Genomic DNA, 23,725 nt, shown 5'->3' on the forward strand with positions numbered 1-23,725 from the left:
AGGTCGCGCCATGCAGGTGACACGCGATTTCTCCCACTACGTCCGCGCCGCAGGCGCAGGCGTTCAGCACATCGACCTCGCGGTCGAAGGCGTTCACTGCGCCGGCTGCATGGCCAAGATCGAGCGTGGCCTGTCCGCGATTCCCGATGTCACGCTGGCGCGGGTGAACCTTACCGACCGGCGCGTCGCGCTGGAATGGAAAGAGGGCACGCTCGATCCCGCCCGCTTCATCGACCGGCTCGAGGAACTCGGCTACAAGGCCTATCCCTACGAGACCGAGAGCGCGGAAGCGACTGAAGTCGCGGAATCGCGTTTCCTGCTGCGCTGTCTCGGCGTTGCCGCTTTTGCCACCATGAACGTGATGATGTTGTCGATCCCCGTGTGGTCGGGCAACGTTTCGGACATGCTGCCCGAGCAGCGCGACTTCTTCCACTGGCTGTCGGCGCTGATCGCGCTGCCGGCCGCGGCCTATGCCGGCCAGCCCTTCTTCCGCTCCGCCTGGCGGGCGCTGTCGAACAAGACCACCAACATGGACGTGCCGATCTCGATCGGCGTGTGCCTTGCGCTCGGCATGTCCGTGGTCGAGACGATCAACCACGCCGAGCATGCCTATTTCGACGCGGCGATCATGCTGCTGACCTTCCTGCTGGTCGGCCGCTTCCTCGACCAGAACATGCGGCGGCGGACCCGCGCGGTCGCCGGCAACCTGGCGGCGCTGAAGGCGGAGACAGCGGCGAAGTTCGTCGGGCCCGATGAGATAACCCAGGTGCCGGTTGCCGCGATCAACCCCGGCGACATCGTGCTGCTGCGGCCGGGCGAGCGCTGCGCCGTCGATGGCACCGTGATCGAGGGACGCTCCGAAATCGACCAGAGCCTGATCACCGGCGAGACGCTCTATGTCACGGCCGACCATGGCACCCCGGTCTATGCCGGCTCCATGAACATCTCAGGCACGCTGCGGGTGCGGGTTTCGGCCGCGTCGGAAGCTACGCTGCTCGCCGAGATCACGCGGCTGCTCGACAACGCGCTTGCCGCGCGCTCGCGCTACATGCGGCTCGCCGATCGCGCCTCGCGCCTCTATGCGCCGGTGGTGCATGCGACGGCGCTCATCACGGTTCTAGGCTGGGTCATCGCAGGTGCGAGCTGGCACGATGCGATCATCACTGGCGTTGCGGTGCTGATCATCACCTGTCCCTGTGCACTCGGGCTTGCGATTCCGACCGTGCAGACGGTGGCCTCGGGCGCGATGTTCAAGGCCGGTGTGCTGCTCAATTCCGGCGATGCCGTCGAGCGTCTTGCCGAGGCGGATCACGTCATCTTCGACAAGACCGGCACGCTGACGCTGCCCGATCTCGAGGTCACAAACGCAGCCGATATTCCCGCCGATATTTTCGAGCTTGCCGGCCGGCTTGCGCTGTCGAGCCATCATCCGGTCGCTGCCGCGGTCGCGCAGGCTGCGGGTGCAAAGTCTCCGATCGTGGGCGCGGTCGAGGAAGCCGGGCAGGGCGTCCGTGCCGTGGTGGAGGGTGTCGAGGTGCGGCTTGGCCGGCCGTCATTCTGCGGCGCCGAGGCTCTGGTCGCTCACGCCACGCTGGATCCCGAAGCCTCCGTCGTGGCCTTCAGCAAGGGCGACGAAAAATTCATCCTCTCGGTGCGGCAGGGCCTACGGCCGGATGCGCAGGCCGTGATCGCTGCGCTGAAGGATCGCAACATCGGCGTCGAGATCCTCTCCGGCGACCGGGAGCCCGCGGTGATTGCGGCAGCCCACGCGCTCGGCATCGCCGAATGGCGCGCCGGCGTCACGCCCGCGGACAAGATCGCACGGATCGAGGAGCTGAAGCGACGCGGCACCAAGGTCCTGATGGTCGGCGACGGCATGAACGATGCACCCTCGCTGGCGGCAGCCCATGTTTCGATGTCACCGATCTCGGCGGCACATCTGAGCCAGGCCACCGCCGATCTCGTCTTCCTCGGCCGGCCGCTGGCCCCGGTTGTCGCGGCCATCGATTCCGCGCGCAAGGCCCTGCACCTGATGCGGCAAAACCTCTGGCTTGCAATCGCCTATAATGTGCTGGCCGTGCCGGTCGCGATCAGCGGCGTGGTGACGCCCTTGATTGCCGCAGCCGCCATGAGCGGATCCTCGATCCTGGTCATGCTGAACTCGCTGCGGGCCCGCAGCGCCTCACGGGAGATCGTGTGATGGAGATCCTGGTGATCCTGGTGCCGCTGGCGCTGATGCTTGGAGGTGCGGGCCTTGCCGCCTTTTTCTGGTCGCTCCGCAGCGGGCAGTACGACGATCTTGACGGTGCCGCCTGGCGGGCGATTGCGGACGACGACCCGCCGCCGCAAGAGGCGCCAGCAAAGCGTTAACGCATCCTCGGTTCCGTAAGCTTTCTGCACTCCCTCCCGGACGATGGTTGCTGGACGGCCGATGGTCGTCGGGCGTAACAATGAAGGAGGATTCTGCGTAAGGCTCTTTCGGAGCAGGAGTGCGACGGGCATGCAAGGAAATGCCGGGGTGTGCAGGCCGAGCGACCTGCCGGGACAGGTCGTGCTGGTGCTGCAAGGCGGCGGCGCGCTCGGGGCCTATCAGGCGGGCGTCTACCAGGCCCTGCACGAGGCGGGCATCGAGCCGGACTGGGTGATCGGCACCTCGATCGGCGCCATCAATGCCAGCCTGATCGCCGGCAATGCGCCGCAAGACCGGCTCGCGCGCCTGACGGAATTCTGGAAGCGGATGAAGCAGAAGCCGGTCTGGCCTCTGCCAACAGGCATTCCCGGCTTCGATGACACGCTTGCATATTGGTCGACACTTGCCCACGGCATTGCCGGATTCTTCCAGCCCAATCCGCTGGCGCATGCCGGCGAGTGCTTCCCGCTGGGTGCCGATCGCGCCGGCTATTATTCGACCGCGCCGCTGGAGAGCACGCTGGCCGAGCTCGTCGATTTCGGCCGCGCCAATCGCGGCGCGCCGCGCCTCACGGTTGGTGCTGCGCATGTCGGCACCAGCCAGATGCGCTATTTCGACACGCGCGACTGCGAGCTGACCGTGAAGCACGTGATGGCCTCTGGCGCGCTGCCGCCGGCCTTCCCGGCGGTACGCATCGACGGCGAACTTTATTGGGACGGCGGCATTCTTTCGAACTCGCCGACGGAAGCCGTGTTCGACGACAATCCGCGCCGGAATTCGCTGATCTTCTCCGTGCATCTGTGGAATCCCGTCGGCGCCGAGCCGACGACGATGAGAGAGGTCCTGACCCGGCACAAGGACGTGCAATATTCCAGCCGGATCACGAGCCAGATCGAGCGGCAGCAACAGGCCCATCGCCTGCGCCACGTCATCAACCAGCTTGCGGAGCGATTGCCCGAGGGCGAGCGCGATGATCCCGCGGTGAGGGAGTTGATCGGCTATGGCTGCTCGACGCGCATGCATGTCGTGCGGCTGCTGGCGCCGCAGCTCGAGCGCGAGACCCATACCAAGGACATCGACTTCAGCCTATCCGGCATCAAGCAGCGCTGGGATGCCGGCTATGCGCATACAAGGTCGGTGCTGGCGCGTGCGCCGTGGATCGGCGAGTTTGATCCGTTATCGGGCGTCGTGCTGCACGAGCATATCGACGAGATGCCGCTGGCGGCGGAGTAGCGGTTCGCTTCATCGAATTGCCACAGGCCTTGTGGATCGTCGGCTCCGATCCATCGCCAGAAAGGCTCTGCAAGTGGTGTCCGCGAACGATCTCGAACTGGCTCTCGATCAGGTCCGCGCGCGTGCGGCGGGCCCGGTGCCCGGCGTGTTCGGTCCTGACACGGTCACCTGGCGGATCGACCGCGAGGCCGTGATCTTTCTCGGCGCCGGCCGCGCGCTTCTGCTTCAGCTCGCCCATCCCTGGGTCGCCGCCGCCATCGCCGAGCACTCCAAGACCTTTGCCGATCCGATCGGGCGCTTCCATCGCACCTTCGATATCGTCTTTGCCATGGTGTTCGGCTCGCTCGACCGGGCCATGCAATCGTCGCGTCAGCTGCACCGGCGCCATAGCATGATCGTTGGCGAGATGCCGGAGACCGTCGGTCCGTTCGCGGCAGGCTCGCGATACTGCGCCAACGACATCCCCTCTCTGCGCTGGGTTCATGCGACGCTGGTCGAGACTGCGCTGATGGCGCACGATCTGGTTCTGCCGCCGCTCTCGACGGAGGAGCGCGAGCGCTACTGGACCGAGAGTCGGACTTTCGGTGCGTTGTTCGGATTGACGGGCGACGATCTGCCGGCGGATTGGTCCGGCTTCGCAGGCTACACGGCAGCGATGGCGCAGTCGGACACGCTGACCGTCAGTCCAGCCGCACGCGAGATCGCCGGGCAGATCTTTGGCGGCGCGCGTCCGTGGCTGCGGCCGCCGCGATGGTATCGCGCACTCACGGCGAGCCTGTTGCCGGAGCGCCTGCGCACGGGCTTTGGGTTTGAGTTCGACACGCGCGACAAGAGGGCGGCCGACAACGCCCTGGGTTGGATCAAGGGCACTTATCCTAAGCTACCTGACCGGCTTCGCTACGTCGGCCCTTATCAGGAAGCACAGGCGCGCTTGCGGGGAGAGATCCAGCCGGATTGGATGACGCGCTGTCTCAATCGCGCCTGGATCGGCCGGCCGCAGATGGATGTGCGCGGGAAGGGGTGACGGGGCGTTGAGTGGCGTACACCTCACGCCGTCGCCAGCTTCCGATACAGCTTGCTGTAGCTTCCCGCCGAGATGCTCCACGAAAACGACCGGCCCATGGCGCTGCGGCGCATGGTGTCGAGCTGGTCCTGGGCCATGAACGCCTCGAAGGCGCGGCGGACGCCGCCGAGGAAGGACTCATGCGAGGGCCGCGAGAACAGGAAACCGGTCTCGCCGTCGGTGATGGTCTCGGCAAGGCCACCGGTCTGGTGGCCGATCGGCAACGAGCCGAAGCGCTGGGCGTACATCTGGCTGAGGCCGCACGGCTCGAACCGCGACGGCATCAGGGTGAAATCGCTGCCGGCGAAGATGCGGCGGGCCTGGGCGTCGTTGAAGCCGATGGCAACGCCGATGGCGTCGGGGCGGCGGCGATGCGCGTTGATCAGCGCCTGCTCGAGCGCCGGCTCACCGGAGCCGGTGACCACGATCTGTCCGCCGGCGTCGATGATCTCGTCGGCGGCCGACAGCACGAGGTCGATACCCTTCTGGTGCACGAGGCGCGCGACGATGCCGAACATCGGTCCGCGCGAGACCGCGAGGCCAAACTGCTTGCGCACATAATCCGCATTGGCCTTCTTGCCGACCCAGTCGCCGGCACCGAATTGTTGGGCGAGCTGGGCGCAGGAGCGCGGGTCCCAGCTCTCGTCGATGCCGTTGAGGATGCCGGTGAGCTCGGACGCATCCGAGCGGACGCGCAGCAGGCCTTCGAGGCCGCAGCCGAATTCCTCCGTGGTGATCTCGCGCGCATAGGTGCCGCTGACGGTGGTGAGGTGCGAGGCGTAGACGAGGCCTGCCTTGAGGAAGGAGAGCTGGTCGTAGAACTCGACGCCGTCGATGTGGAAGGAGCTTTCGGGGACGCCGATCCGCCGCAGCGACTCCTTTGGGAAGAGACCCTGATAGGCGAGGTTGTGAATGGTCAGGATCGACGGCAGCTTGGCGCCGCGCCAGGCGAGGTAGGCCGGTACGAGTGCGGCCTGCCAGTCATTGGCATGGATCAGGTCTGCTGCCCAATTCTTGTCCAGCTTGCCCATGGCAAGCTCAGCGGCAGCTGAAGCAAAGCGCGCGAAACGGATGTCGTTATCGGGCCAGTCGTGCCCGGACTCGTCGCCATAGGGGTTGCCGGGGCGATCGTAGAGTTGCGAGCACAACAGCACATAGACCGGCATTCCGTCCTTGGTCGCGGCCCGTCCAAGCGAACAGGCCGGCATCTCCGCAAGTGCCGGGCAGCGTCCAACGATCTGAATATGCGTGAGTTGCTCGATAATGTCGCGATAGCCGGGCAGCATGATCCGGATATCGGCGAAGGGGCGGAGCGCTCTTGGAAGGGCAGCGGAAACGGCACCAAGTCCGCCGACGCGGACAAAGTCGTCCATCTCTGTCGTAACGAATAAGACCCTCAAGAACCGATGCCCTCATCCGATCCCGATTGCTGCTATGCAAGATCGGGTCCAGTTGCCCCTGGAAATCTCAGCCTGCCCATGAGACGCGTTCGTTCGGTAAAGACTTTCCTACTCAGCTGCCGCCATCTAGGGTCGGCGCATCAACAAGAGAGAAGAACGATAGTTCCTAAGGGACGGGCCAAGGACTAAGCAGGAATGCAGCTACCAGATAAGCACGAAGCGACGAGGACAAAGGCCTTTGCAGGCCTCAGGGTCCTGGATTTTTCGACCACGATCGCCGGTCCCCATTGCGCGCGGATGCTGGCCGACATGGGCGCCGAGGTCATCAAGATCGAGACCGACGAGGGCGAGACGATGCGGACGCGTCCGCCGCTGCGCAAAGGCTACAGCACCGTGTTCGGCCAGCTCAATGTCGGCAAGAAGAGCGTGGTGCTCGATCTCAAGTCCGAGGACGGACGGGAGGCGGTGCGGCGTCTGGTCGCGACCGCAGACATCCTGGTCGAGAATTTTCGCCCGGGCGTGATGCGCCGGCTGCGGCTCGACTACGACAGCCTCCGCCCCGTCAATCCCAGGCTGATCTACTGCTCGATCTCGGGCTACGGCCAGACCGGTCCCTCGGCCGAGCTGCCGGCCTACGCGCCGGTGATCCATGCGGCCTCCGGCTACGACATGGCGCATCTCGCCTACCAGCCCGGCCGCAACAGGCCGGACTATTGCGGCATCTACCATGCCGACGTCGTCACCGGGACCTATGGTTTTGGTGCGGTCGCGTCTGCGCTCTATCAGCGCAGCGTGAGCGGGCTCGGCCAGCATATCGACGTCTCCATGCTGGAGTCGATGCTCACGCTGACGGTGGTCGAATTGCAAAGCTCGCAATTCGCGGTGAAGCCGCCGCCGCGTCCGATGTTCGGCCCGACCGAGACCGCCAATGGCTACGTCATGATCACGGTGGCGAGCGAAAAGACCTTTCAGGCCTTGATGGGTGTGATCGGCCACCCCGAATGGATATCCGATCTGCGCTTTGCGTCCTACGCCCCGCGGCGCGAGCATTGGGCCGACATGATGGACGGCGTCGAAGCGTGGTCGAAGCAGCTCACGACCGCCGCATGTCTTGTCGTCCTCAGTGCCGCCGGCGTGCCGGCTGCGGCCTACCGCACGATCAAGGAAGCGCTTGACGATCCGCAGCTCGCGCATCGGCAGGCGCTTTCATCGGTGGAGGACGGCGGCGGCTCGTTCAAGGTCCTCAATCTGCCATTCCGGATGACGGGGGCGGATACGAGGCCGTGCAAGACAATCTCGGCGCTCGGAGAGCACACGCGCGAACTGCGCGAGGAGATCGGTCTCGCCAATGATGGGGCAATTCCGTCAGGCAAAACAGAAGCGATCAGCTGAGCGCATCAGGCCGCATATAAGCGGCATCGAACCCGTGTGTTCCTCTTGCCGTCGCGAGCATTTGTCGCCAATCTCGCCCTTGTCATTCAACGATCCGAAACATCGGACGAGGATCCCGGGAGGAACCATGACGAACATCGCTGCCGCGGCGTGCAAACGCGGGCCGATTTTCCTTGCTGCGGCATTTGCGTTCCTTCCGTTGGCCGGGCCCGCGCAGGCGCAGAAGGCGGGCGGCAGCATCACCGTGGGGCTGGAGCTCGACGTTCCTGGCTTTGATCCGCTGAAGGTCGGCGTCTATGACGCGGCCGCGCTCACCCCGGCAGCCGCCATCTTCGACACGCTGACCTATCTCGACGACAAGGGAGAGGCGCAGCCCAAGCTTGCGCTGTCCTGGACGCATTCGGACGACTTCAAGACCTGGACGTTCAAACTGCGCCCCGGCGTCAAATTCCACGATGGCACGCCGTTCAACGCCGAGGCTTACAAGGCCAATTTCGACCGGCAGAAGGATCCTGCCAACAAGTGCCGATGCGCATTCTACATCGCTGCAGTCAACAACGTTCAGGCGCCCGACGAACTGACGGTCGTCTACAATCTGAACGATCCTTCGGTGAATTATCCGACGCTGGTGTCCTATCCCCACCAGAACGCCGCAGTGCATTCGCCGACCGCCTGGAAGACCAAAGGTGACGACTACAACCGGAACCCGGTTGGCACCGGGCCCTACATTCTGAAGTCATGGACTGCCGGCGATCGCATGGTGCTGGAGAGGAATCCCGATTATTGGGACAAGGACAAGGTCTATCTCGATCGCATCATCCTGAAGCCGCTGCCCGACGCGCAATCGCGCTTTGCAAGCCTGCAGTCGGGCGAAGCCGACGTCATCTGGGATGACGAATACGATCCCGACAACATTCAGAAGGCTCAGAAGGATCCGAAGCTGACCGTCCACAGCTATACGGGCTCGGGCGCTCAGGTCTACGCCATCAATACAAAGGCGCCGCCGTTCGACGATATCAGGGTGCGGCAGGCGCTGGTGATGGCGATCGACCGCAAGAAGATGTCGCAGGCGATCACCAACGGGCTCGCCAAGCCGGCGACAAACCCGTACGGCGACGGCTCATGGGTCAAGTGCAAGGATGACGGCGCATTGCCGTTCGACGTTGCGAAGGCCAAGGCCCTGATCCAGGAGTATGGCAAGCCGGTCGAGTTCAAGACGGTGGTCACGGCCACGCCGCGCGGTCGCATCGTTGGACAGGTGTTGCAGCAATTCTGGAAGAATATCGGCGCCAGCATGGAGCTTGACCAGGTCGATCAGGCGACGATTCCACCGCGCGCCTTCATGCGGCAATTCCAGGTTATCCCATGGCGCATCGTCGACCTCGCCGATCCCGATCCGCAGATGTTCGCCAATTTCCACACCGGCAGCCCGGTCGCGCTGGCAAACTATTCGAATCCGGAGCTGGACAAGCTCCTCGAGCACGCGCGTGTGACCGCCGAGGTCGACAAGCGTATTGAGGATTACTGTGCAGCCACACGCATGATCAACAAGGAAGCCATCTGGTTCTGGACCTTCCAGAACACGTATTACGCGGTATCGAGCGCCAACATCAAAGGACTGCCCAAGATGTACAGCGGGATGATCGACGTGTCCCGCGTCTGGAAAGAATAGCTCGCGCATGGTCGCCTTCATTGCGCGCCGCTTCCTGTATGTCGTGCCGGTCCTGCTCGCTGTCTCGCTACTGACCTTCCTGATCGCTTCGTTGCTGCCGGGCGATCTCGCCTATGTCATCCTCGGCGATCAGGCGACGCCTGAGAAGGTCGCGGCGCTACGCCACGACATGGGGCTCGACCAGCCGCTGTGGTGGCGTTACCTGAGCTGGCTCGGCCACGTTCTTCAGGGCGATCTTGGCCGCTCGTTCCGCACCGGGCAGACCGTGCTGCAGGCGGTGTCCGAGCGAATCCCGGTTTCGTTCGAACTGATGCTGATGGCCGAATTCATCGGGCTCCTGATCGGCGTACCCGTCGCCATTGCCTGCGCCGCGCGCGCCGGCAGCGCGTTCGACCGGTTCATGACCGGCAGCGCCTTCGCGATGCTGTCGATGCCGTCCTTTCTGGTCGCGATCCTTCTGATCTATCTGTTCGCCGTGGAGCTGCACTGGCTGCCGGCGACCGGCTATGTGCCATTCACTGAAGAGCCGCTCGCCAATTTGCGCTTCTTCGTGCTGCCGGCGCTGACACTGGCGCTGGCGGAATGGCCGGGCATCATGCGCGTGCTGCGCTCCGACATGATCGCGACCTTGCAGGAAGACTACATCGCGCTGGCCAAGGCCAAGGGCCTGAAACCTTCGCGCATCCTGTTCGTGCACGCGCTGAAACCGTCGTCGCTGACGCTGGTAACGGTCACAGGCATCAATATCGGTCGCCTGCTCGGCGGCACGCTGATCGTGGAATCGATCTTCGCGTTGCCGGGTATCGGCCGGCTGCTGGTCGGCGCGATCTACACCCGCGACCTCGTCATCCTCCAAGGCGTGGTGCTGCTGGTGGCCTGCGGCTTCGTCATCGTCAATTTCATCGTCGACATGCTTTACGCCGTGCTCGATCCAAGGATCCGCCATGGCCACGCTTGAGCTTTCGATGCGAGATGAGGTTGCGGCGCCAACGACGCGCAGGCGCAAGCTTGGCTTGCTGTTCTGGATCGCGAGCCTCTGGCTTACCGTCATCATCGCGCTTGCGATTCTCGCGCCGGTGCTGCCGCTGCAAAACCCCGTCGACATGGACATGCTGGAGCGCCGCGCCGCGTTCTCCAGTGAGCATTGGCTCGGCACAGACGGCCTTGGCCGAGACGAGCTTGCCCGGCTGATCTTTGGCGCGCGCGTGTCGCTGACAGTTGGACTGATCGCCCCAATGATCGGTCTTGGCATCGGCGGCGCGCTGGGCCTCTTCGCCGGCTATTTCCGCGGCCGGTTCGAGACGCTGGTGGTCGGCAGCATGGATGTGCTGTTGGCCTTTCCACCGCTGATCTTCGCGCTCGCGGTAACAGCGTATCTCGGCCAGTCCATTCCCAATCTCACCGTCGTTCTCGGTGTGCTCGGTATTCCCGCCTTCATGCGTGTGGCGCGCGCGGCGACTCTGTCGCTGGCGCGGCGCGAGTTCGTGATCGCGGCCGAGGCGCTCGGCGCCAGCCACGCGCGCATCCTGCTGCGTGAGCTCTTGCCAAACGTGGTCCTGCCGCTGCTTGCCTTCTTCCTGCTCGGCGTCGCCGTCACCATCGTGGCCGAGGGCGCGCTGTCATTCCTCGGCCTCGGCGTGCCGCCGCCGATGGCGAGCTGGGGCAGCATGATCGGCGAGGGGCGCGACAGTCTCGATGTTGCGCCGCGGCTCGCCTTCCTGCCGGCGGTCGGACTGTTCTTGACGGTGCTGGCCTTCAACCTCGTCGGCGACACCATGCGGGCGCTCACCGACCCGCGTCAGGGGGCGCTGTGAGCCCGCCGCTTCTGACCATCGAGGACGTCGCCGTCGAGCTGCCGACGCCGCGCGGAGACTTACGTGCCGTCGATCATGTCGATCTGTCGCTGGAGCCGGGCCGCACGCTCGGGATCGTCGGCGAATCCGGCTGCGGCAAGACCATGCTGTCGCGCGCAATCCTTCAGCTGCTGCCGAAGAAGGCCAAGCTCTCCGGACGCGTGATGTTCGATGGCCGGGATCTGGTTCGTCTTGCGCCCGAAAGCCTGCGGCGCCTGCGCGCCCGCGACCTGGCGGTCGTGTTCCAGGATCCCATGACCTCGCTCAATCCGGTGCTCACCATCGGCACCCAGTTGATGGAGACGATCCAGGAGCACCTTGAGCTTGATGTGCCGGCCGCGCGGAAGCGTAGCATCGAACTGCTTGCGGCTGTCGGCATTCCCGCGCCGGAGCAGCGGCTGGCGCAATATCCGCACCAATGCTCCGGCGGCATGCGTCAGCGTATCGCCATTGCGATCGCGCTGTCCTGCGAGCCGAAACTGCTGATCGCGGACGAGCCGACCACCGCGCTCGATGTCACCATCCAGGCGCAGATCCTCGATCTGCTTGCGCGCGAGCAGCGCCGACGCCATATGGCGATGATCATCATCACCCACGATCTCGGCGTCGTCGCCGGCCGCGCCGATGAGGTCGCGGTGATGTATGCGGGCAGGGTGGTGGAGCGTGCGCCGACACAGGCCTTGTTCAAGCGCATGCACATGCCTTACACCGAGGCACTTCTGGCGGCGATCCCGAAGCTGGAGACCGCGCCGCACACGCCGCTGCCGGCCATTTCCGGCCGCCCGCCCGATCCGACGCGACCGCTCAAGGGGTGCTCTTTCGCGCCGCGCTGCCGCTATGCTGCGGGGCGTTGTCATGCGGCCAAGCCCGAATTGAAAAGCGCCGAGATATCAGGGCATCTCTATGCCTGCTTCCACCCGATCCAGATGGCGGAAGGGATGAGCGCATGACGCAGCTTGCCGTGCGCGACGCGCCGCTGTTGAACGTCGACAATCTCGTCGTCGAATATGGTCTCGGCAACAAGGTTGTGCACGCGGTGTCAGGGGTCAGCCTTCACGTTGCCCGCCGCGAGACGCTGGGGCTGGTCGGCGAATCCGGCTGCGGCAAGTCGACGTTGGGGCGCGCGGTGCTGCAGTTGCGCCGCGCCAAATCCGGCCGCGTGCTGTTCGACGGTGAGGACCTCACCGCGATGGAAGGAGAGGCGCTGCGCAAGATGCGCCGCCGCGTGCAGCTGATCTTCCAGGATCCGATCGCCTCGCTCAATCCGCGCCGGCGCATCGGCGACATCGTCGCCGAGCCGCTGATCATCGCCGGTGTCAAGGATGCGGCCGAGCGCAAACGGCGCGTTATCGAGGTGCTCGCTGCGGTCGGGCTCGATCCTGATCTCGTGGCGGGACGCCTGCCGCACGAATTCTCCGGCGGCCAATGCCAGCGCATCTGCATCGCGCGGGCGCTGGTGCTCAATCCGGAATTCGTCGTCTGCGACGAACCGGTCTCGGCGCTCGATGTCTCCATCCGCGCGCAGATCCTCAACCTGCTTGAGGAGATGAAGGCGCGGTTCGGGCTGACCTTGCTGTTCATTGCGCATGACCTTGCCGTGGTGAAAGCCGTCAGCGATCGCGTCGCGGTGATGTATCTGGGCCGGCTCTGCGAGGTCGCCCCGTCGGAACAATTGTTTGCGAGACCCGCGCATCCCTACACCGCGCTGCTGCTGCAAGCGATCCCGGTGCCTGATCCAGATGTTCGTCCCCCCGAGAGCGTGGCGATCGGCGAGCCGCCGTCGCCGATTGCGCCGCCATCCGGCTGCCGCTTTCGCACCCGCTGTCCGCGCGCGGATCAGCAATGCAGCGCGGAGATACCGGAGCTACGCGAGGTCGCGCCCGGCCAGCTCGCGGCTTGCCACCATCCACTGGCCTGAACTAAGACGCCTCTTAGGTTTGTCTCGCCCGGCCGCCCATGGCATGGTGGCGCGACAACAAGCATGCCGGGAGGACGCCATGAAGAGTTTCAAGGTCGCCGATTTCAAGGCGCCGCTGCAGGAGTTCGACGAGGCGACGCCGCAGCCCTCGGGCACGCAGGTGCTGATCAAGGTCAAGGCCGCCGGCGTCTGCCACAGCGACCTCCACATATGGGAAGGCGGCTATGACCTCGGCCACGGCCGCAAGCCGCTGTCGCTGAAAGACCGCGGCATCAACCTGCCGCTGACCATGGGCCACGAGACCGTTGGCGAAATCCTGGCGTTCGGCCCCGATGTGAAGCCGACCGACCAGGGCGATCTCAAGCTCGGCGATGTCGGCCTGGTCTATCCCTGGATCGGTTGCGGCAAATGCGCGACGTGCCTTGCCGGCGATGAGAACATGTGCCTGACGCCGCGCTCGCTCGGCGTCTATTGCGACGGCGGCTATTCCGATCACATGCTGGTGCCGCATCCGCGCTATCTTCTCAATCTTAGAGGGCTCGATCCCGCGTCGGCGGCACCGTATGCCTGCTCGGGCGTCACGACCTACAGCGCACTGAAGAAGGTCGAGCAGCATTTTGATACGCCGATCGTGATGTTCGGCGCCGGCGGCCTTGGCTTGATGGCGCTGTCGCTCTTGAAGGCGATGGGCGGCAAGGGCGCGATCATGGTCGACATCGACGCGAGGAAACGCGAAGCGGCGGAAAAGGCCGGCGCGCTCGCCACCGTTGACCCCAAGGCGCCGGACGCGCTGGAGCAACTGGCGAAGAAAGCAGGTGGTCCGATCCGCGCCGTGATCGATCTCGTCGGCAATGCCGCGACGACGCAGCTTGGCTTCGACTGCCTCACCAAGGGCGGCAAGCTCGTCATCGTCGGCCTGTTCGGCGGCGGCGCGACCTGGGCCCTGCCGCTGATTCCGATCAAGGCGGTGACGATCCAGGGCAGCTACGTCGGAAACTTGCGCGAAACGCAGGAGCTGCTTGACCTCGTGCGAGCCAAGAAGATCCCGCCGATCCCGGTGACCACGGCTCCGCTCAACAAGGCCAACGACGCGCTGTTGCAGTTGCAGCAGGGCGCGGTGGTGGGACGCACGGTGCTGACGCCGTAGTCTTCATTCGCTCTCTCCTCTGTCATTGCGAGCGTAGCGAAGCAATCCAGAAATCCCTCCGCGGACGCAGTCTGGATTGCTTCGTCGCAAGAGCTCCTCGCAATGACGAGGTAACACCTCCTTCCACTCGGGAAATCACCATGTCCGCAAACAACGCCTTCCACATTGCCGTGCTCGCCGGTGACGGCATTGGCCCTGAAGTCATGGCGCCGGCGCTCGAAGTGCTGCGCAAGATCGAGACGAAATCGGACTTGCGCTTCCGCTTCACGGAGGCACCGGCCGGCGCCAACAATTATCTCGCAACCGGCAAGTCGATGCCTGACAGCACGATCAAGCTGTGCGAACAAGCGGACGCAATTCTGCTCGGCGCCTGCGGCCTGCCGTCGGTACGCTACCCCGATAACACCGAGATCGCGCCGCAGATCGAGTTGCGCTTCATCTTCGATCTCTATGCCGGCGTGCGCCCGGCTCGTCTCATTCCGGGCGTGCCGAGCCCGATCGTCGGCGCCGACAAGCGCGGCATCGATCTCGTCGTGATCCGCGAATCCACCGAAGGGCTGTTCGCCTCGATGGGCAAGGGCGTGGTCACACATGAAGACGCGCGCGAGACGCTGGTCATCACGCGCAAGACCTCGGAACGGCTGTTCGAGTTCTCTTTCCGCCTCGCCGAGCGCCGCAAGGCGCGCGGCAAGCCGGGGTCGCTGGCCTGCGTCGACAAGGCGAATGTGTTCAAGGCGTTCGCCTTTTTCCGCCGGATCTTTGACGAGACCGCCGAGCGGCATCCCGACGTGAAGACGGATCATCTCTATGTCGATGCCTGCTCGGCGATGCTGGTCAAGCGTCCCTGGGATTTCGACGTGATGGTAATGGAGAACATGTTCGGCGACATCGTCTCCGACATCACCGCGAGCCTGATCGGCGGTCTCGGCATGGCCCCTTCGGCCGACATCGGCGATAAATACGCCGTGTTCCAGCCATGCCACGGCACCGCGCCTGACATCATGGGGCAGGGCAAGGCCAATCCCACCGGCATGATCCTGTCGGCGGCGATGATGCTGGATTGGCTCGCGGACAAGCACGGCGTCGAGAGCGCGGCGGAGGCCGGCGAAACAATCGAGCGCGCGGTGGACCAAGTCTATGCCGGCGGCCTCAAGCCGATGGAGTTTGGCGGCAGCAGCGGCACGGCTGACATCACGAAGGCGGTGCTGGCGGCGCTGTAGTCGAAACGCACCTATGAGAAAGGGGCCTTGCGGCCCCTTCATTGCTTACCAGCGACGCCAATGGCGGTGGCCCCAGCCGGGGCCATAACCGTAGAAACGTCGCGGTCCGCCATAGTAGCCGTAGGCGCCGTAATAGTTCGGACGCCACCAGCAGCGGCCCCAGGCATTGCAGACCATCCGTACCTGATCGACATGCGCGGCCGGGCCGCCGGCGACCTGATCGGCCTGCGGAATGCCGTTCGGCATCGCCGCTAGCGCTTGTCCCGACGCCAGCGCAGCGCTGCCGAGCGCAGCCAGACCAAGAACAGCAAGTTTGAGTGTCATCGCGATCTCCCTCGTTGGTGGCGGGAGAACCTGCGGCGGATCAATTGGTTGCTATCGCGATGCGGAGAGGCGAGGAATTTAATCTTCGTGAATGAAGGTTCAGCTTCAGGCCGTCACTTTCCCTGGAACTGCGGCTTGCGCTTCTCCATGAAGGCCTGCCGGCCCTCACGGAAATCGGCGCTGTCCATGCAAGCGGTGCCGATCGCCTTGATGGCGCCCAGGTCGCGCGCGCTTTCGTCTTTCAGCACTTCTGCGATGGTGATCTTGGCGGCCTTGATCGCGAGCGGTGCGTTCTGCGAGATCGTCAGCGCAATGGCCATGGTCTCGCCCCAGAGCTGGTCGTCCGGGATCACGCGTTCGACGAGGCCAATGCGCAGCGCCTCGGTGGAATCGATGCGCATGCCCGTATACATCAAGAGCCGCGCCCAGGACGGGCCGACCAGCGACACCAGATGCTTCAAGCCGTCATAGCCATAGGCGATGCCGAGCTTCGCCGCGGGAATGCCAAACTGGCTGTCATGCGCTGATATCCTGATGTCGGCGAGCATCGCGACCTGCATGCCGCCGCCGAGACAGAAGCCCTGGATGCAGGCAATCGTCGGCTTGGGGTATTCGGCGAGCAGCGCGCGCTGGGCGGCACTGCGCTTGCCGTATTCTTCAGAGGCGGCTGCGTTGTGCCTGACCTTTTCGAACTGGCTGATGTCGGCGCCCGATACGAACGCCTTGCCGCCGGCGCCGCGCAGGATCACGACGCGCACGGCATCGTCATCGCGCAACGCCGTCAGCGCCTCGCCAAATCCCTCCCACATCTCCAGCGACATCGCGTTGCGCTTGTCTGGATTGTTGAAGGTGATGACGCCGACGCCGTCGGTGATCTGCATGAGGATCTTGCCGTCGGCGTACGGAGTATTTTGGGACAGATCAGGCATCGCGCGCTCGCTTGTCGTTTGGCGAGGCGCAATGTTCGACTTTGGCGAGGGACGGGTCAACCGCGGCAGGGCAGGGGGCTCCGCATCCGCCCGTGCCGCGATTGCATGCCTACTGCGCCATATGCGCGGTCAGCGGATGGTTGCCGGCATTGCTGAAGAACGCCGCTTCTTCCGCGGTCGCCTCGAGCAACTGCTCGTCCTGGTTATAGACGTCGTTGCGGAACTGGATGGTCTGGTCCTTGGTCATCCAGGCCGTGAGATAGATCCAGGCCACCGGCACCTTCTTGGCCATGGCGACCTCCTGGTGCTGGCCGGTGGCGATCTCCGCGTCGATCGCCGCGCGCGTCCATTTCGGCTGGTCCTTGAGCAGCCAGGCGGCGAGATCGCGCACATTGTCGACGCGGGAGCAGCCGTGGGAATCGAAACGGTAGTCGTCGCTGAACAGGCTGCGCTGGTTGGTGTCGTGCATGTAGACCGAATAGGAGTTCGGCATGTCGATCTTCACCGCGCCGAGCGCATTGAAGCTGCCGTTCTGCTGGCGCACGGTGAAGTTCGGCGTGTGCGTGCCCGACCAGTCGACCGAATGCGGATCGATCGGATTGTCGTGGCCATCGAGCACCTCCATGTGCATGCGCGACAGATAGGTCGGGTCCTTGCGCATATGGGCTGATATCTCGGTCTTGGCGATCGAGGACGGCACCGTCCAGGTCGGATTGAGCACAACGCCCGTGATCTGGGCCGTCAGCGTCGGCGAGGGTTTTTCGGTCTTGCCGACGATGACGCGGTAGCGCCGCACCACGACGTCGTTCTCGACCGCCTCGGCGAAGGCGGCGGGGATGTTGACCACGACATAGCGCTGGCCGAAGGAGAAATTCGTGTTCTCCAGCCGCTCGAGCGAGGCCTCGAGCTGGCGGATGCGCTTCTGCACGGACACGTTCATCGCCGCGAGCGTGCGCGGCGTCATGGTGCCGGTCGGCGCAAGACCGTGGCGGGCCTGGAAGCGTTTCACGCCGTCGGCGAGATCCTGGTCGAAGGCTCCGCTCGCCTTGTCGGCGGCGAGGTCGCCGGAGAGGATCAGTCGTTTGCGCAGGAGGTCGTCATTGGCGCCCTGGATGCCGAGCGCGAACTTGGCGTCCGCCGGGATCGTCGGCCAGCCGCCGCGCACCGCGAGATCGGAATAGCTCAGCGCGGCGTCCTTGATCCGCTGGGCGGTGCCCTCGTCATAGGTCGGCTCATGCGTCAGCGCGAGCGCCGCGGCGGAGCGGCTCTCGGCAGTGGACGCCGGGGCCGCGACGGCGGTTTTGGGCGCGGCGGCGTGAGCCGGGTTGGCGGTTGCCGGCACTGCACCGGACGGGGCGGCAGGTTTGGGGCCGGCCTGGCCCGTGGTCTCGGTCTGCGCGAACGCGGACGCGCTGGCGAGCAGGCCCGTCGCGAACAGATTCATGGCAATGATCACGGCATGGCGTTTCGACATCTGTCTGGTATTCCCCATGAGGACGAGGCCCGCAACGGGCGCTCGCATCGGCGCGTCCCGGCAGCCCACGCGGCGTGTCACCGATTCGCTGAAATCGGCGGCACGCTAGGGCATCAGGGTTGCGGTCCCATTAAGCGCGGCACATCGAGCCCCAGCGCGTTCGGCGCGGAGGCTCTCGATTTGGTCGCAGCAGGCTCGGGACGGGTTCGCGATATCCGCGATCAATGGCCGCCAATTGCCAACAAAAAAGGGGCGGCGAGGCCGCCCCGAAAAGCCGTGACCGCACAGATCACGCGCAGGCCAAATCTGATCCCGTCAGATTGGGTCCGTCAGTCCAGTCCAATCCGGCCACGCCCCCGTGACGTGGCGGATTGAACATCGGCCGTGAAGGCCGGACCGCAGGTCGGCTCAGCTCTCGTTCGCTGCGATCGATTCCATCAGCGAGACGAGCTGCCGCTGCACCGTCTGATCCTTGATCTTGCTGTAGGCGCGCAGCAGGCGGAGGCTGAAAGCCGAGTCCAGGAACAGGAGGCTTTCGACTTCGCGGGCCTTGTTGTCGCCGTCATAGAAGAAGGTCACGGGCACGTCGAGGGCGGAGGCGATCTGCTGAAGCCGAGCCGCGCCGACGCGATTGACGCCCTTCTCGTATTTCTGGACCTGCTGGAAGCTCACGCCGAGCTTTTCACCGAGCTCCGCCTGCGAGATCTTCATCTCGACGCGCCGCAAGCGGATCCGCTTGCCAAGCTCGATGTCCGGCTTGCCGGCACTGCGCTGCTTCATTCTCTTCGCCGCTGCTTTCATCTTAGTTTTCACCTTTGTTCTTCGGTTGAAAATCCCCCGAAGAGCTGGGTCAGGGGTTCGCCCATATACGAGTCCTTGAACTCATGCGGATGCACGAATTCTTCCTTAAACCACGGGAAGCGAGCCGGATTGAAAGCCTCGATCAGCCAGTCAATCATGTGCCGCACGCGGGGAATCCGGCCGCTACCGGGATGGTAGGACAACCAGATATCCAGCGGTCGGTTCAATTCGACCTCCAGTGGAATCAACTTCCCGCCAAGCGCAATGGCATAACTCGGGAAGACGCCGATGCCGGCGCCATTCGCGACCGCCCAGTAGTTGGCGCTTGAGACGTTGGTCTTCATGACCAGGAGGTCACGTTCCTGAACGCCCGGGAAGAAGCTCTCAAAGGTTTCCTTGGCGGCGAGCTGGTCGGCGAATTGCAGCACCAGGCGGTGCTTGATCAATTCGTGGGCCGAGCGCGGCGTGCCGTGTTTCTCAAGGTACTTTTCCGAAGCCCAGAACATCAGATGCATGCGGCCGAGCCGCACCATCTTGACGTCGAGGGCCGAGGGCCGCGACAGGTGGATGGCGACGTCGGCCTCGTGGCGGGAGACGTCGGCCGACCGCATCGCGCAATGCAAATCGACCAGGACTTTCGGATAGGCCTGCTGGAATTCGACCAGCCGCGGAGCGAGCCAGAACGTCCCCAGTCCCTCGGTCACGGCGACGCGGACCTCGCCGGTGAGAGCGTTGGCAGTGGAATCGCTGGTGCGCAGCACGTCGAAGGCTGCCGCCTCCATGCGCTCGACGGCGGACACCACCATCGCGCCTTCATCGGTCAGATGCGTGCCGTGGACGTCGCGGGTGAACAGGGTCGTGCCGGTCTGGCGCTCGAAATCATCGATACGGCGGCGGACAGCGTTGATCGACAAGGACAAGCGTTCGGCCGCCGAGCGGAAACTTCCGCATCGAACGACTTCCAGAAAAATGCGGGCCGCGTCCCAATCGGAGAGGCCGCTGATATTTGCTTTTAGGCGTTCCTCCAGAGGAACGCCCCTTTCCGCCAAGGAGTGCATACAAGTCCCTTCGGACCGCTAAACTGGCAGAATCTAGCGCAAACCACAACCACGACGGGTTGGGGAACGGTGAGTTTTGAACGCCATACTTACCGCGCCCGATATGGTATTGGAGTGTTGCTAGCGTTGGGAATCGGGCAAATTATTGCTCGGAAGAGGGGTAGTTGTGCGTTCCGTTGCGAGCCTTGAAGTGGCTGCGGGATTGCCGGGTCCACATGGATCTCAGGACGGCGTGAGAGAAAACGCGCGTTCCCGGGGAGTGGATCGATCGTGTCTCACCAAACGTTTGATCTTTGACCGTTCCCGCTTGCATCGCGGAGCGATGCCGTCGGGAACCGCAGTTTCGACGCAGAAACACACTGAAATCGTATTCGAGGGCTCGGATTCCTCGTGCTATCCTCCGGTCTCCTTGGGGGCCGAGGGCATGGTTTCAAGCACGTCTCGCAGCCCGAAATAACGGAAAGCACGCCGGTGTCGCATATAGACGAACAATTGCAGTCGGTGCTCGAGACGCTCGAGGAGTGCCGCAAGGTCCTCAACGAGAGCAACAGCCGTGAGTCGGCCGAGTTGCTCTCGATCGTCATCCTCGACGTCAGGATGAAGCTTAAAGGAATTGACAGCGCCGACCTCAAGGCCCTGTGCGACGAAATGCTGCGGAGCGCTGCCAGCGAGCCGCTGCCCCCCTCCAAGCAGACGCAGGACCAGCCCCGGCGTCCGCTGCTCCGCGTGGTGAAGTAGCCGCGCCGCCGAATCTCGCTTTTTGGCAAGATTTGTGCGCGTCCCGATGCCGCATCTGTGATCACAGACGGCATCGGGAGGAGCCCTGGTTTGATCGCGCCTCTGTTGCGCATTCCCCGGCATCGGCTACACCAGAGCCGGTGCGGTCCCAGCCCCGCGCGCATTCCCCGCGCGCTGCTCGGCGGCCGCAAATGGCTCCGACTGCATCATGCAAAATGTTTCGATTCCCGCGGCGATGATTGCCGGTCTCGTCAGCTTCCTCTCGCCCTGCGTCCTGCCTCTGGTCCCGCCCTATCTGATCTATCTCACCGGCGCCACGATCGAGCACGTCGAGAGCGGCGAGCCCGACACGGCCTCCAAGCGCGCGATCATGATGGCGGCGGTGCTGTTCGTGCTCGGCTTCTCCACGGTGTTCGTGGCGCTCGGCGCCAGCGCCTCGCTGATCGGCGGGTTGATCCGCGCCTGGTCGGCGGAATTGTCGATCCTTGCCGGCATCGTCATCATCGTGATGGGCCTGCACTTCCTCGGATTGACGCGCATCGGCATCTTGATGCGTGAAGGCCGGCTCCCGATCCCGAAGCCCGTCGGGCTCTGGGGCGCCTATATCATGGGGCTCGCCTTCGCGTTCGGCTGGACGCCGTGCATCGGTCCGATCCTCGCCGCGATCCTCTCGATCGCGGCGGCCGAGACGACGGTGACGAAGGGCGCGGGGCTGCTCGCGGTCTATTCAGCGGGCCTCGGCATTCCCTTCCTGATCGCGGCGCTGATGATCGAGCAGTTCTCAAGACTGTTCGCACGGATGAAGGGGCACCTCGTCAATGTCGAGCGCGCCATGGGCGTGCTGATGGTCATCACCGGCATCGGCTTTCTCACCGGCGCCGTCTCCAATGTCAGCATCTGGCTGCTGGAGACGTTTCCGGTGCTGCAGACGATCGGGTAGGGCTGTGCAAACCAGAAGGTTCAAGCGCGGCGTGTTCTGCTGTGCGACCGCGGCAGGCATTGTTGTCGGCGCGACCTGTTCGCCTGCGTCCGCAGACGGGACCGTCTACTACACTGACAGTTGCGTGGAAAAGGAAAGCGGGGACGTTGGCGGCTATGTCGTCATCGTCTCGGATGGCAAGCCTTTCCCGGCGATCAAGCTGAGTTGGTCTGAAGGCGCCCTGAAGCAACCGGTCGCGGCGAAGGTCACGAACCATGATCGAGCGTCCGGACAATTGTCTTTTTCGGCTTCGATTGAATGGGACGAAGGTAAGAGGCGCGATATTCAGTTCGACGGCAAAATGACAAATGATCGGATGACGGGCAGGTTTGCGGCGCCCTGGAACACTGCCCCGACAGCCGTCGAACTCGAGGTTCGGTCGCGCAAGGCAGCGTTCGAACCTGCAATGACTTGCCGGCCAGGCTGAGACAAGGCCCAGTTCTAATTCACCGCAAACCGCGCCCGCGCCTCGCGGTCGATCTCGATACCGCGGCCGGGACCTTCGGGCACGCCAACGCTCACCGCGTCTCGTCCAGCGCGCAGGTCACCGTGCAGACCACGCCGCGCGGCAGGAAGTCGACTGTAGCCTCGCCGCCGAGTTGGTCGCGCGCGCTGCGCTCGATCAGGCGCGAGCCGAAGCCGCGCCGCACCGGCTCTGTCACCGGGGGGCCGCCGATCTCGGTCCAGATCAGCCGCAGCCGCGGCTTCGGTGCATCGGCGATGACCTCCCAGTCCAGCGTCACCCGGCCGGTCTCGTTGGAGAGCGCGCCGTATTTCGCGGCGTTGGTCGCGATCTCGTGCACGATCATCGACAGCACCACGGCGAGCCGGGGCGACAGCGGCACCGCGGGTCCGGCCATGCGGATGCGGTCGGGATTCGCCAGCAGGAACGGCTGGAGCACGCGGGCGATCACGTCCCGCAGCTCCGAGCCCGCCCATTTCTCCTGGCTGAGAAGATTGTGAGCCTCGGCGAGGGCGCCGAGACGTCCCTCGAACTTGGTCCGCTCGTCGCGGCTGGCGCTGCGAAAAGTCTGCACCGCGATCGCCTGCATCAAGGCCAAGGTGTTCTTGACGCGGTGGTTGAGCTCCTCGATCAAGAGATTGTGCAGCATCTCGCCGCGCGCGATCGTGGTCGCCATCCTGACGGCGAAGGTGAGGCCGATCAGCAGCAACACGCCGCCGATCAGGCTCGTAATTGCGATGTTGCGCCACAGCGGCGCGATCAGCGAGCTCTCGGGGACGCCGGCGGCAACCGTCCAGCCGGTCAGATGCGATCGCGTATAGGCGGACGCGAGTGATATGCCGTCGAGAGACACCGACGAGAGCGCAGCCTCGTTGCTACGGAACATCTCAGTGAAGAGCGAGGGCGACGCGCGCTTGCCGAAGGTTTCGCCCGGATTGGGCACTCGGGCGAACACTGTGCCGGTCGTGTCGAGCAGGGAGACCGTCCATTCCGGGTCAGGTCGCTGCTTCTCGACGAGGTTTTGGAAAATACCGAGCGGCGGGCTGAAGCAGAGGTCGTAGATAACCTCGCCGTCGCGGAACACCGGAACCTCGACGGTGAGAACCTGACGATGATTGTAGGCGCCGTTGAACAAGTCGGAATATTGCGGTGCCTTGGTCGCGAACAACTTCTCCACGATCGCCATATTGCTGCGCGGCGGCAGGCTCGCCGTGTCTTCCGTCGTGGACGAAAACAGGATGCGTCCCTTGCTGTCGGAGATCAACACGAGGCCACCCTTGCCATATTGATCGAGGAAGCCGAGCGCGATGCGGCGAAAACTGACAAAGTCGTCGTTGCGCAGCGAGTTCGTGAGCGCCAGCACCTGCAACCCGCCGGTCATCCGCTGCACCTCGGAATCCAGCACCAGGCGCATGCTGCGCACGTTCTCTAGCACGCGGCGGGTCGCGTCGCTGCGGTCCTGCTTGTAATTGTAGACTGCGATGCCGACCGCGAAGACGATCAGCGGCAACATCGTTCCCGTGACCAGGAGAGCGAGCCGGACCGGCAGGGTGAGCTTTGACAAACGCGGGCGTCCCGATTCCAGCGCCTTTGCGCCGGACTATGATTTTGAAGAGAACCATACGGGCAGGAATTGCGCGGCGCCACGATT

General features: G+C 64.3%; 22 protein-coding genes. 15 read left to right on the plus strand and 7 right to left on the minus strand.

All coding sequences use genetic code 11. The features are described from left to right. Positions 1-10 precede the first annotated feature (10 nt). The 4 genes from L6637_RS10460 to L6637_RS10475 all read left to right on the plus strand — a co-directional run bounded on the left by L6637_RS10460 (position 11) and on the right by L6637_RS10475 (position 4,667). Positions 11-2,200: a cation-translocating P-type ATPase gene (locus L6637_RS10460; RefSeq protein ID WP_237870458.1), complete on the plus strand. Its 2,190-nt coding sequence runs from the start codon at positions 11-13 to the stop codon at positions 2,198-2,200. After that, positions 2,200-2,370, plus strand: a complete 171-nt coding sequence (gene ccoS, locus L6637_RS10465; protein WP_237870460.1) for a cbb3-type cytochrome oxidase assembly protein CcoS — start codon at positions 2,200-2,202, stop codon at positions 2,368-2,370. Before L6637_RS10460 ends, ccoS begins: the two co-directional genes overlap by 1 nt. Before the next feature lie 130 nt (positions 2,371-2,500). Further along, on the plus strand, positions 2,501-3,643 hold the full coding sequence (locus L6637_RS10470; protein WP_237870462.1) for a patatin-like phospholipase family protein: 1,143 nt from the start codon (positions 2,501-2,503) through the stop codon (positions 3,641-3,643). Positions 3,644-3,716: 73 nt separating this feature from the next. Then, positions 3,717-4,667 (plus strand): oxygenase MpaB family protein, encoded by a 951-nt coding sequence (locus L6637_RS10475; RefSeq protein WP_237870464.1) that lies wholly within the window; start codon positions 3,717-3,719, stop codon positions 4,665-4,667. A gap of 23 nt (positions 4,668-4,690) precedes the next feature. Here L6637_RS10475 and glgA read toward each other — a convergent pair whose 3' ends face one another. After that, positions 4,691-6,106, minus strand: a complete 1,416-nt coding sequence (gene glgA / locus L6637_RS10480) for a glycogen synthase GlgA (protein WP_271607296.1) — start codon at positions 6,104-6,106, stop codon at positions 4,691-4,693. Between the two features lie 195 nt (positions 6,107-6,301). Here glgA and L6637_RS10485 point away from each other — a divergent pair, with 195 nt between their 5' ends. From L6637_RS10485 to L6637_RS10520, 8 genes are all read left to right on the plus strand, one after another. Continuing rightward, positions 6,302-7,498 (plus strand): CaiB/BaiF CoA transferase family protein, encoded by a 1,197-nt coding sequence (locus L6637_RS10485; protein WP_237870466.1) that lies wholly within the window; start codon positions 6,302-6,304, stop codon positions 7,496-7,498. A 127-nt stretch (positions 7,499-7,625) separates the two neighbouring features. Further along, positions 7,626-9,170, plus strand: coding sequence for an ABC transporter substrate-binding protein (locus L6637_RS10490; RefSeq protein ID WP_237870468.1), 1,545 nt, complete (start codon positions 7,626-7,628; stop codon positions 9,168-9,170). A gap of 7 nt (positions 9,171-9,177) precedes the next feature. Beyond that, positions 9,178-10,128, plus strand: a complete 951-nt coding sequence (locus tag L6637_RS10495; RefSeq protein ID WP_237870470.1) for an ABC transporter permease — start codon at positions 9,178-9,180, stop codon at positions 10,126-10,128. Further along, positions 10,115-10,984: an ABC transporter permease gene (locus L6637_RS10500; protein ID WP_237870472.1), complete on the plus strand. Its 870-nt coding sequence runs from the start codon at positions 10,115-10,117 to the stop codon at positions 10,982-10,984. Before L6637_RS10495 ends, L6637_RS10500 begins: the two co-directional genes overlap by 14 nt. After that, positions 10,981-11,973, plus strand: coding sequence for an ABC transporter ATP-binding protein (locus L6637_RS10505; RefSeq protein ID WP_237870474.1), 993 nt, complete (start codon positions 10,981-10,983; stop codon positions 11,971-11,973). Before L6637_RS10500 ends, L6637_RS10505 begins: the two co-directional genes overlap by 4 nt. Continuing rightward, positions 11,970-12,941: an ABC transporter ATP-binding protein gene (locus L6637_RS10510; RefSeq protein ID WP_237870476.1), complete on the plus strand. Its 972-nt coding sequence runs from the start codon at positions 11,970-11,972 to the stop codon at positions 12,939-12,941. Before L6637_RS10505 ends, L6637_RS10510 begins: the two co-directional genes overlap by 4 nt. Before the next feature lie 79 nt (positions 12,942-13,020). Beyond that, the gene (locus L6637_RS10515) at positions 13,021-14,088 is read left to right on the plus strand and encodes an alcohol dehydrogenase (protein WP_237870478.1); all 1,068 of its coding nucleotides are present in this window, start codon (positions 13,021-13,023) and stop codon (positions 14,086-14,088) included. Positions 14,089-14,228: 140 nt separating this feature from the next. Further along, a complete protein-coding gene (locus L6637_RS10520) occupies positions 14,229-15,308 on the plus strand; it encodes an isocitrate/isopropylmalate dehydrogenase family protein (RefSeq protein ID WP_237870480.1) in 1,080 nt (359 codons plus the stop codon). A gap of 45 nt (positions 15,309-15,353) precedes the next feature. Here L6637_RS10520 and L6637_RS10525 read toward each other — a convergent pair whose 3' ends face one another. The 5 genes from L6637_RS10525 to L6637_RS10545 form a co-directional block, all read right to left on the minus strand. Next, on the minus strand, positions 15,354-15,632 hold the full coding sequence (locus L6637_RS10525; RefSeq protein ID WP_237863611.1) for a hypothetical protein: 279 nt from the start codon (positions 15,630-15,632) through the stop codon (positions 15,354-15,356). A 113-nt stretch (positions 15,633-15,745) separates the two neighbouring features. Then, complete coding sequence (locus L6637_RS10530; RefSeq protein ID WP_237870482.1) at positions 15,746-16,561, minus strand: enoyl-CoA hydratase; 816 nt, start codon at positions 16,559-16,561, stop codon at positions 15,746-15,748. 109 nt (positions 16,562-16,670) lie between these two features. After that, on the minus strand, positions 16,671-18,035 hold the full coding sequence (locus tag L6637_RS10535) for a L,D-transpeptidase family protein (protein WP_237870484.1): 1,365 nt from the start codon (positions 18,033-18,035) through the stop codon (positions 16,671-16,673). 408 nt (positions 18,036-18,443) lie between these two features. Next, on the minus strand, positions 18,444-18,815 hold the full coding sequence (locus tag L6637_RS10540; protein ID WP_020608151.1) for a helix-turn-helix domain-containing protein: 372 nt from the start codon (positions 18,813-18,815) through the stop codon (positions 18,444-18,446). 29 nt (positions 18,816-18,844) lie between these two features. After that, complete coding sequence (locus L6637_RS10545) at positions 18,845-19,894, minus strand: LysR family transcriptional regulator (protein WP_237870486.1); 1,050 nt, start codon at positions 19,892-19,894, stop codon at positions 18,845-18,847. Positions 19,895-20,365: 471 nt separating this feature from the next. Here L6637_RS10545 and L6637_RS10550 point away from each other — a divergent pair, with 471 nt between their 5' ends. The 3 genes from L6637_RS10550 (at position 20,366) to L6637_RS10560 (ending at position 22,038) form a co-directional block, all read left to right on the plus strand. Continuing rightward, complete coding sequence (locus L6637_RS10550) at positions 20,366-20,632, plus strand: hypothetical protein (protein WP_237863615.1); 267 nt, start codon at positions 20,366-20,368, stop codon at positions 20,630-20,632. 208 nt (positions 20,633-20,840) lie between these two features. Beyond that, complete coding sequence (locus L6637_RS10555; RefSeq protein WP_237863616.1) at positions 20,841-21,572, plus strand: cytochrome c biogenesis CcdA family protein; 732 nt, start codon at positions 20,841-20,843, stop codon at positions 21,570-21,572. 124 nt (positions 21,573-21,696) lie between these two features. Continuing rightward, positions 21,697-22,038 (plus strand): DUF748 domain-containing protein, encoded by a 342-nt coding sequence (locus tag L6637_RS10560; protein WP_237870488.1) that lies wholly within the window; start codon positions 21,697-21,699, stop codon positions 22,036-22,038. A 91-nt stretch (positions 22,039-22,129) separates the two neighbouring features. Here the strand turns inward: L6637_RS10560 and L6637_RS10565 are convergent, their stop codons facing one another. Continuing rightward, the gene (locus L6637_RS10565; protein ID WP_237863885.1) at positions 22,130-23,587 is read right to left on the minus strand and encodes a sensor histidine kinase; all 1,458 of its coding nucleotides are present in this window, start codon (positions 23,585-23,587) and stop codon (positions 22,130-22,132) included. Positions 23,588-23,725: the final 138 nt, after the last annotated feature.

Source organism: Bradyrhizobium zhengyangense, assembly GCF_022012435.1.
GTDB classification, from domain to species: domain Bacteria; phylum Pseudomonadota; class Alphaproteobacteria; order Rhizobiales; family Xanthobacteraceae; genus Bradyrhizobium; species Bradyrhizobium zhengyangense.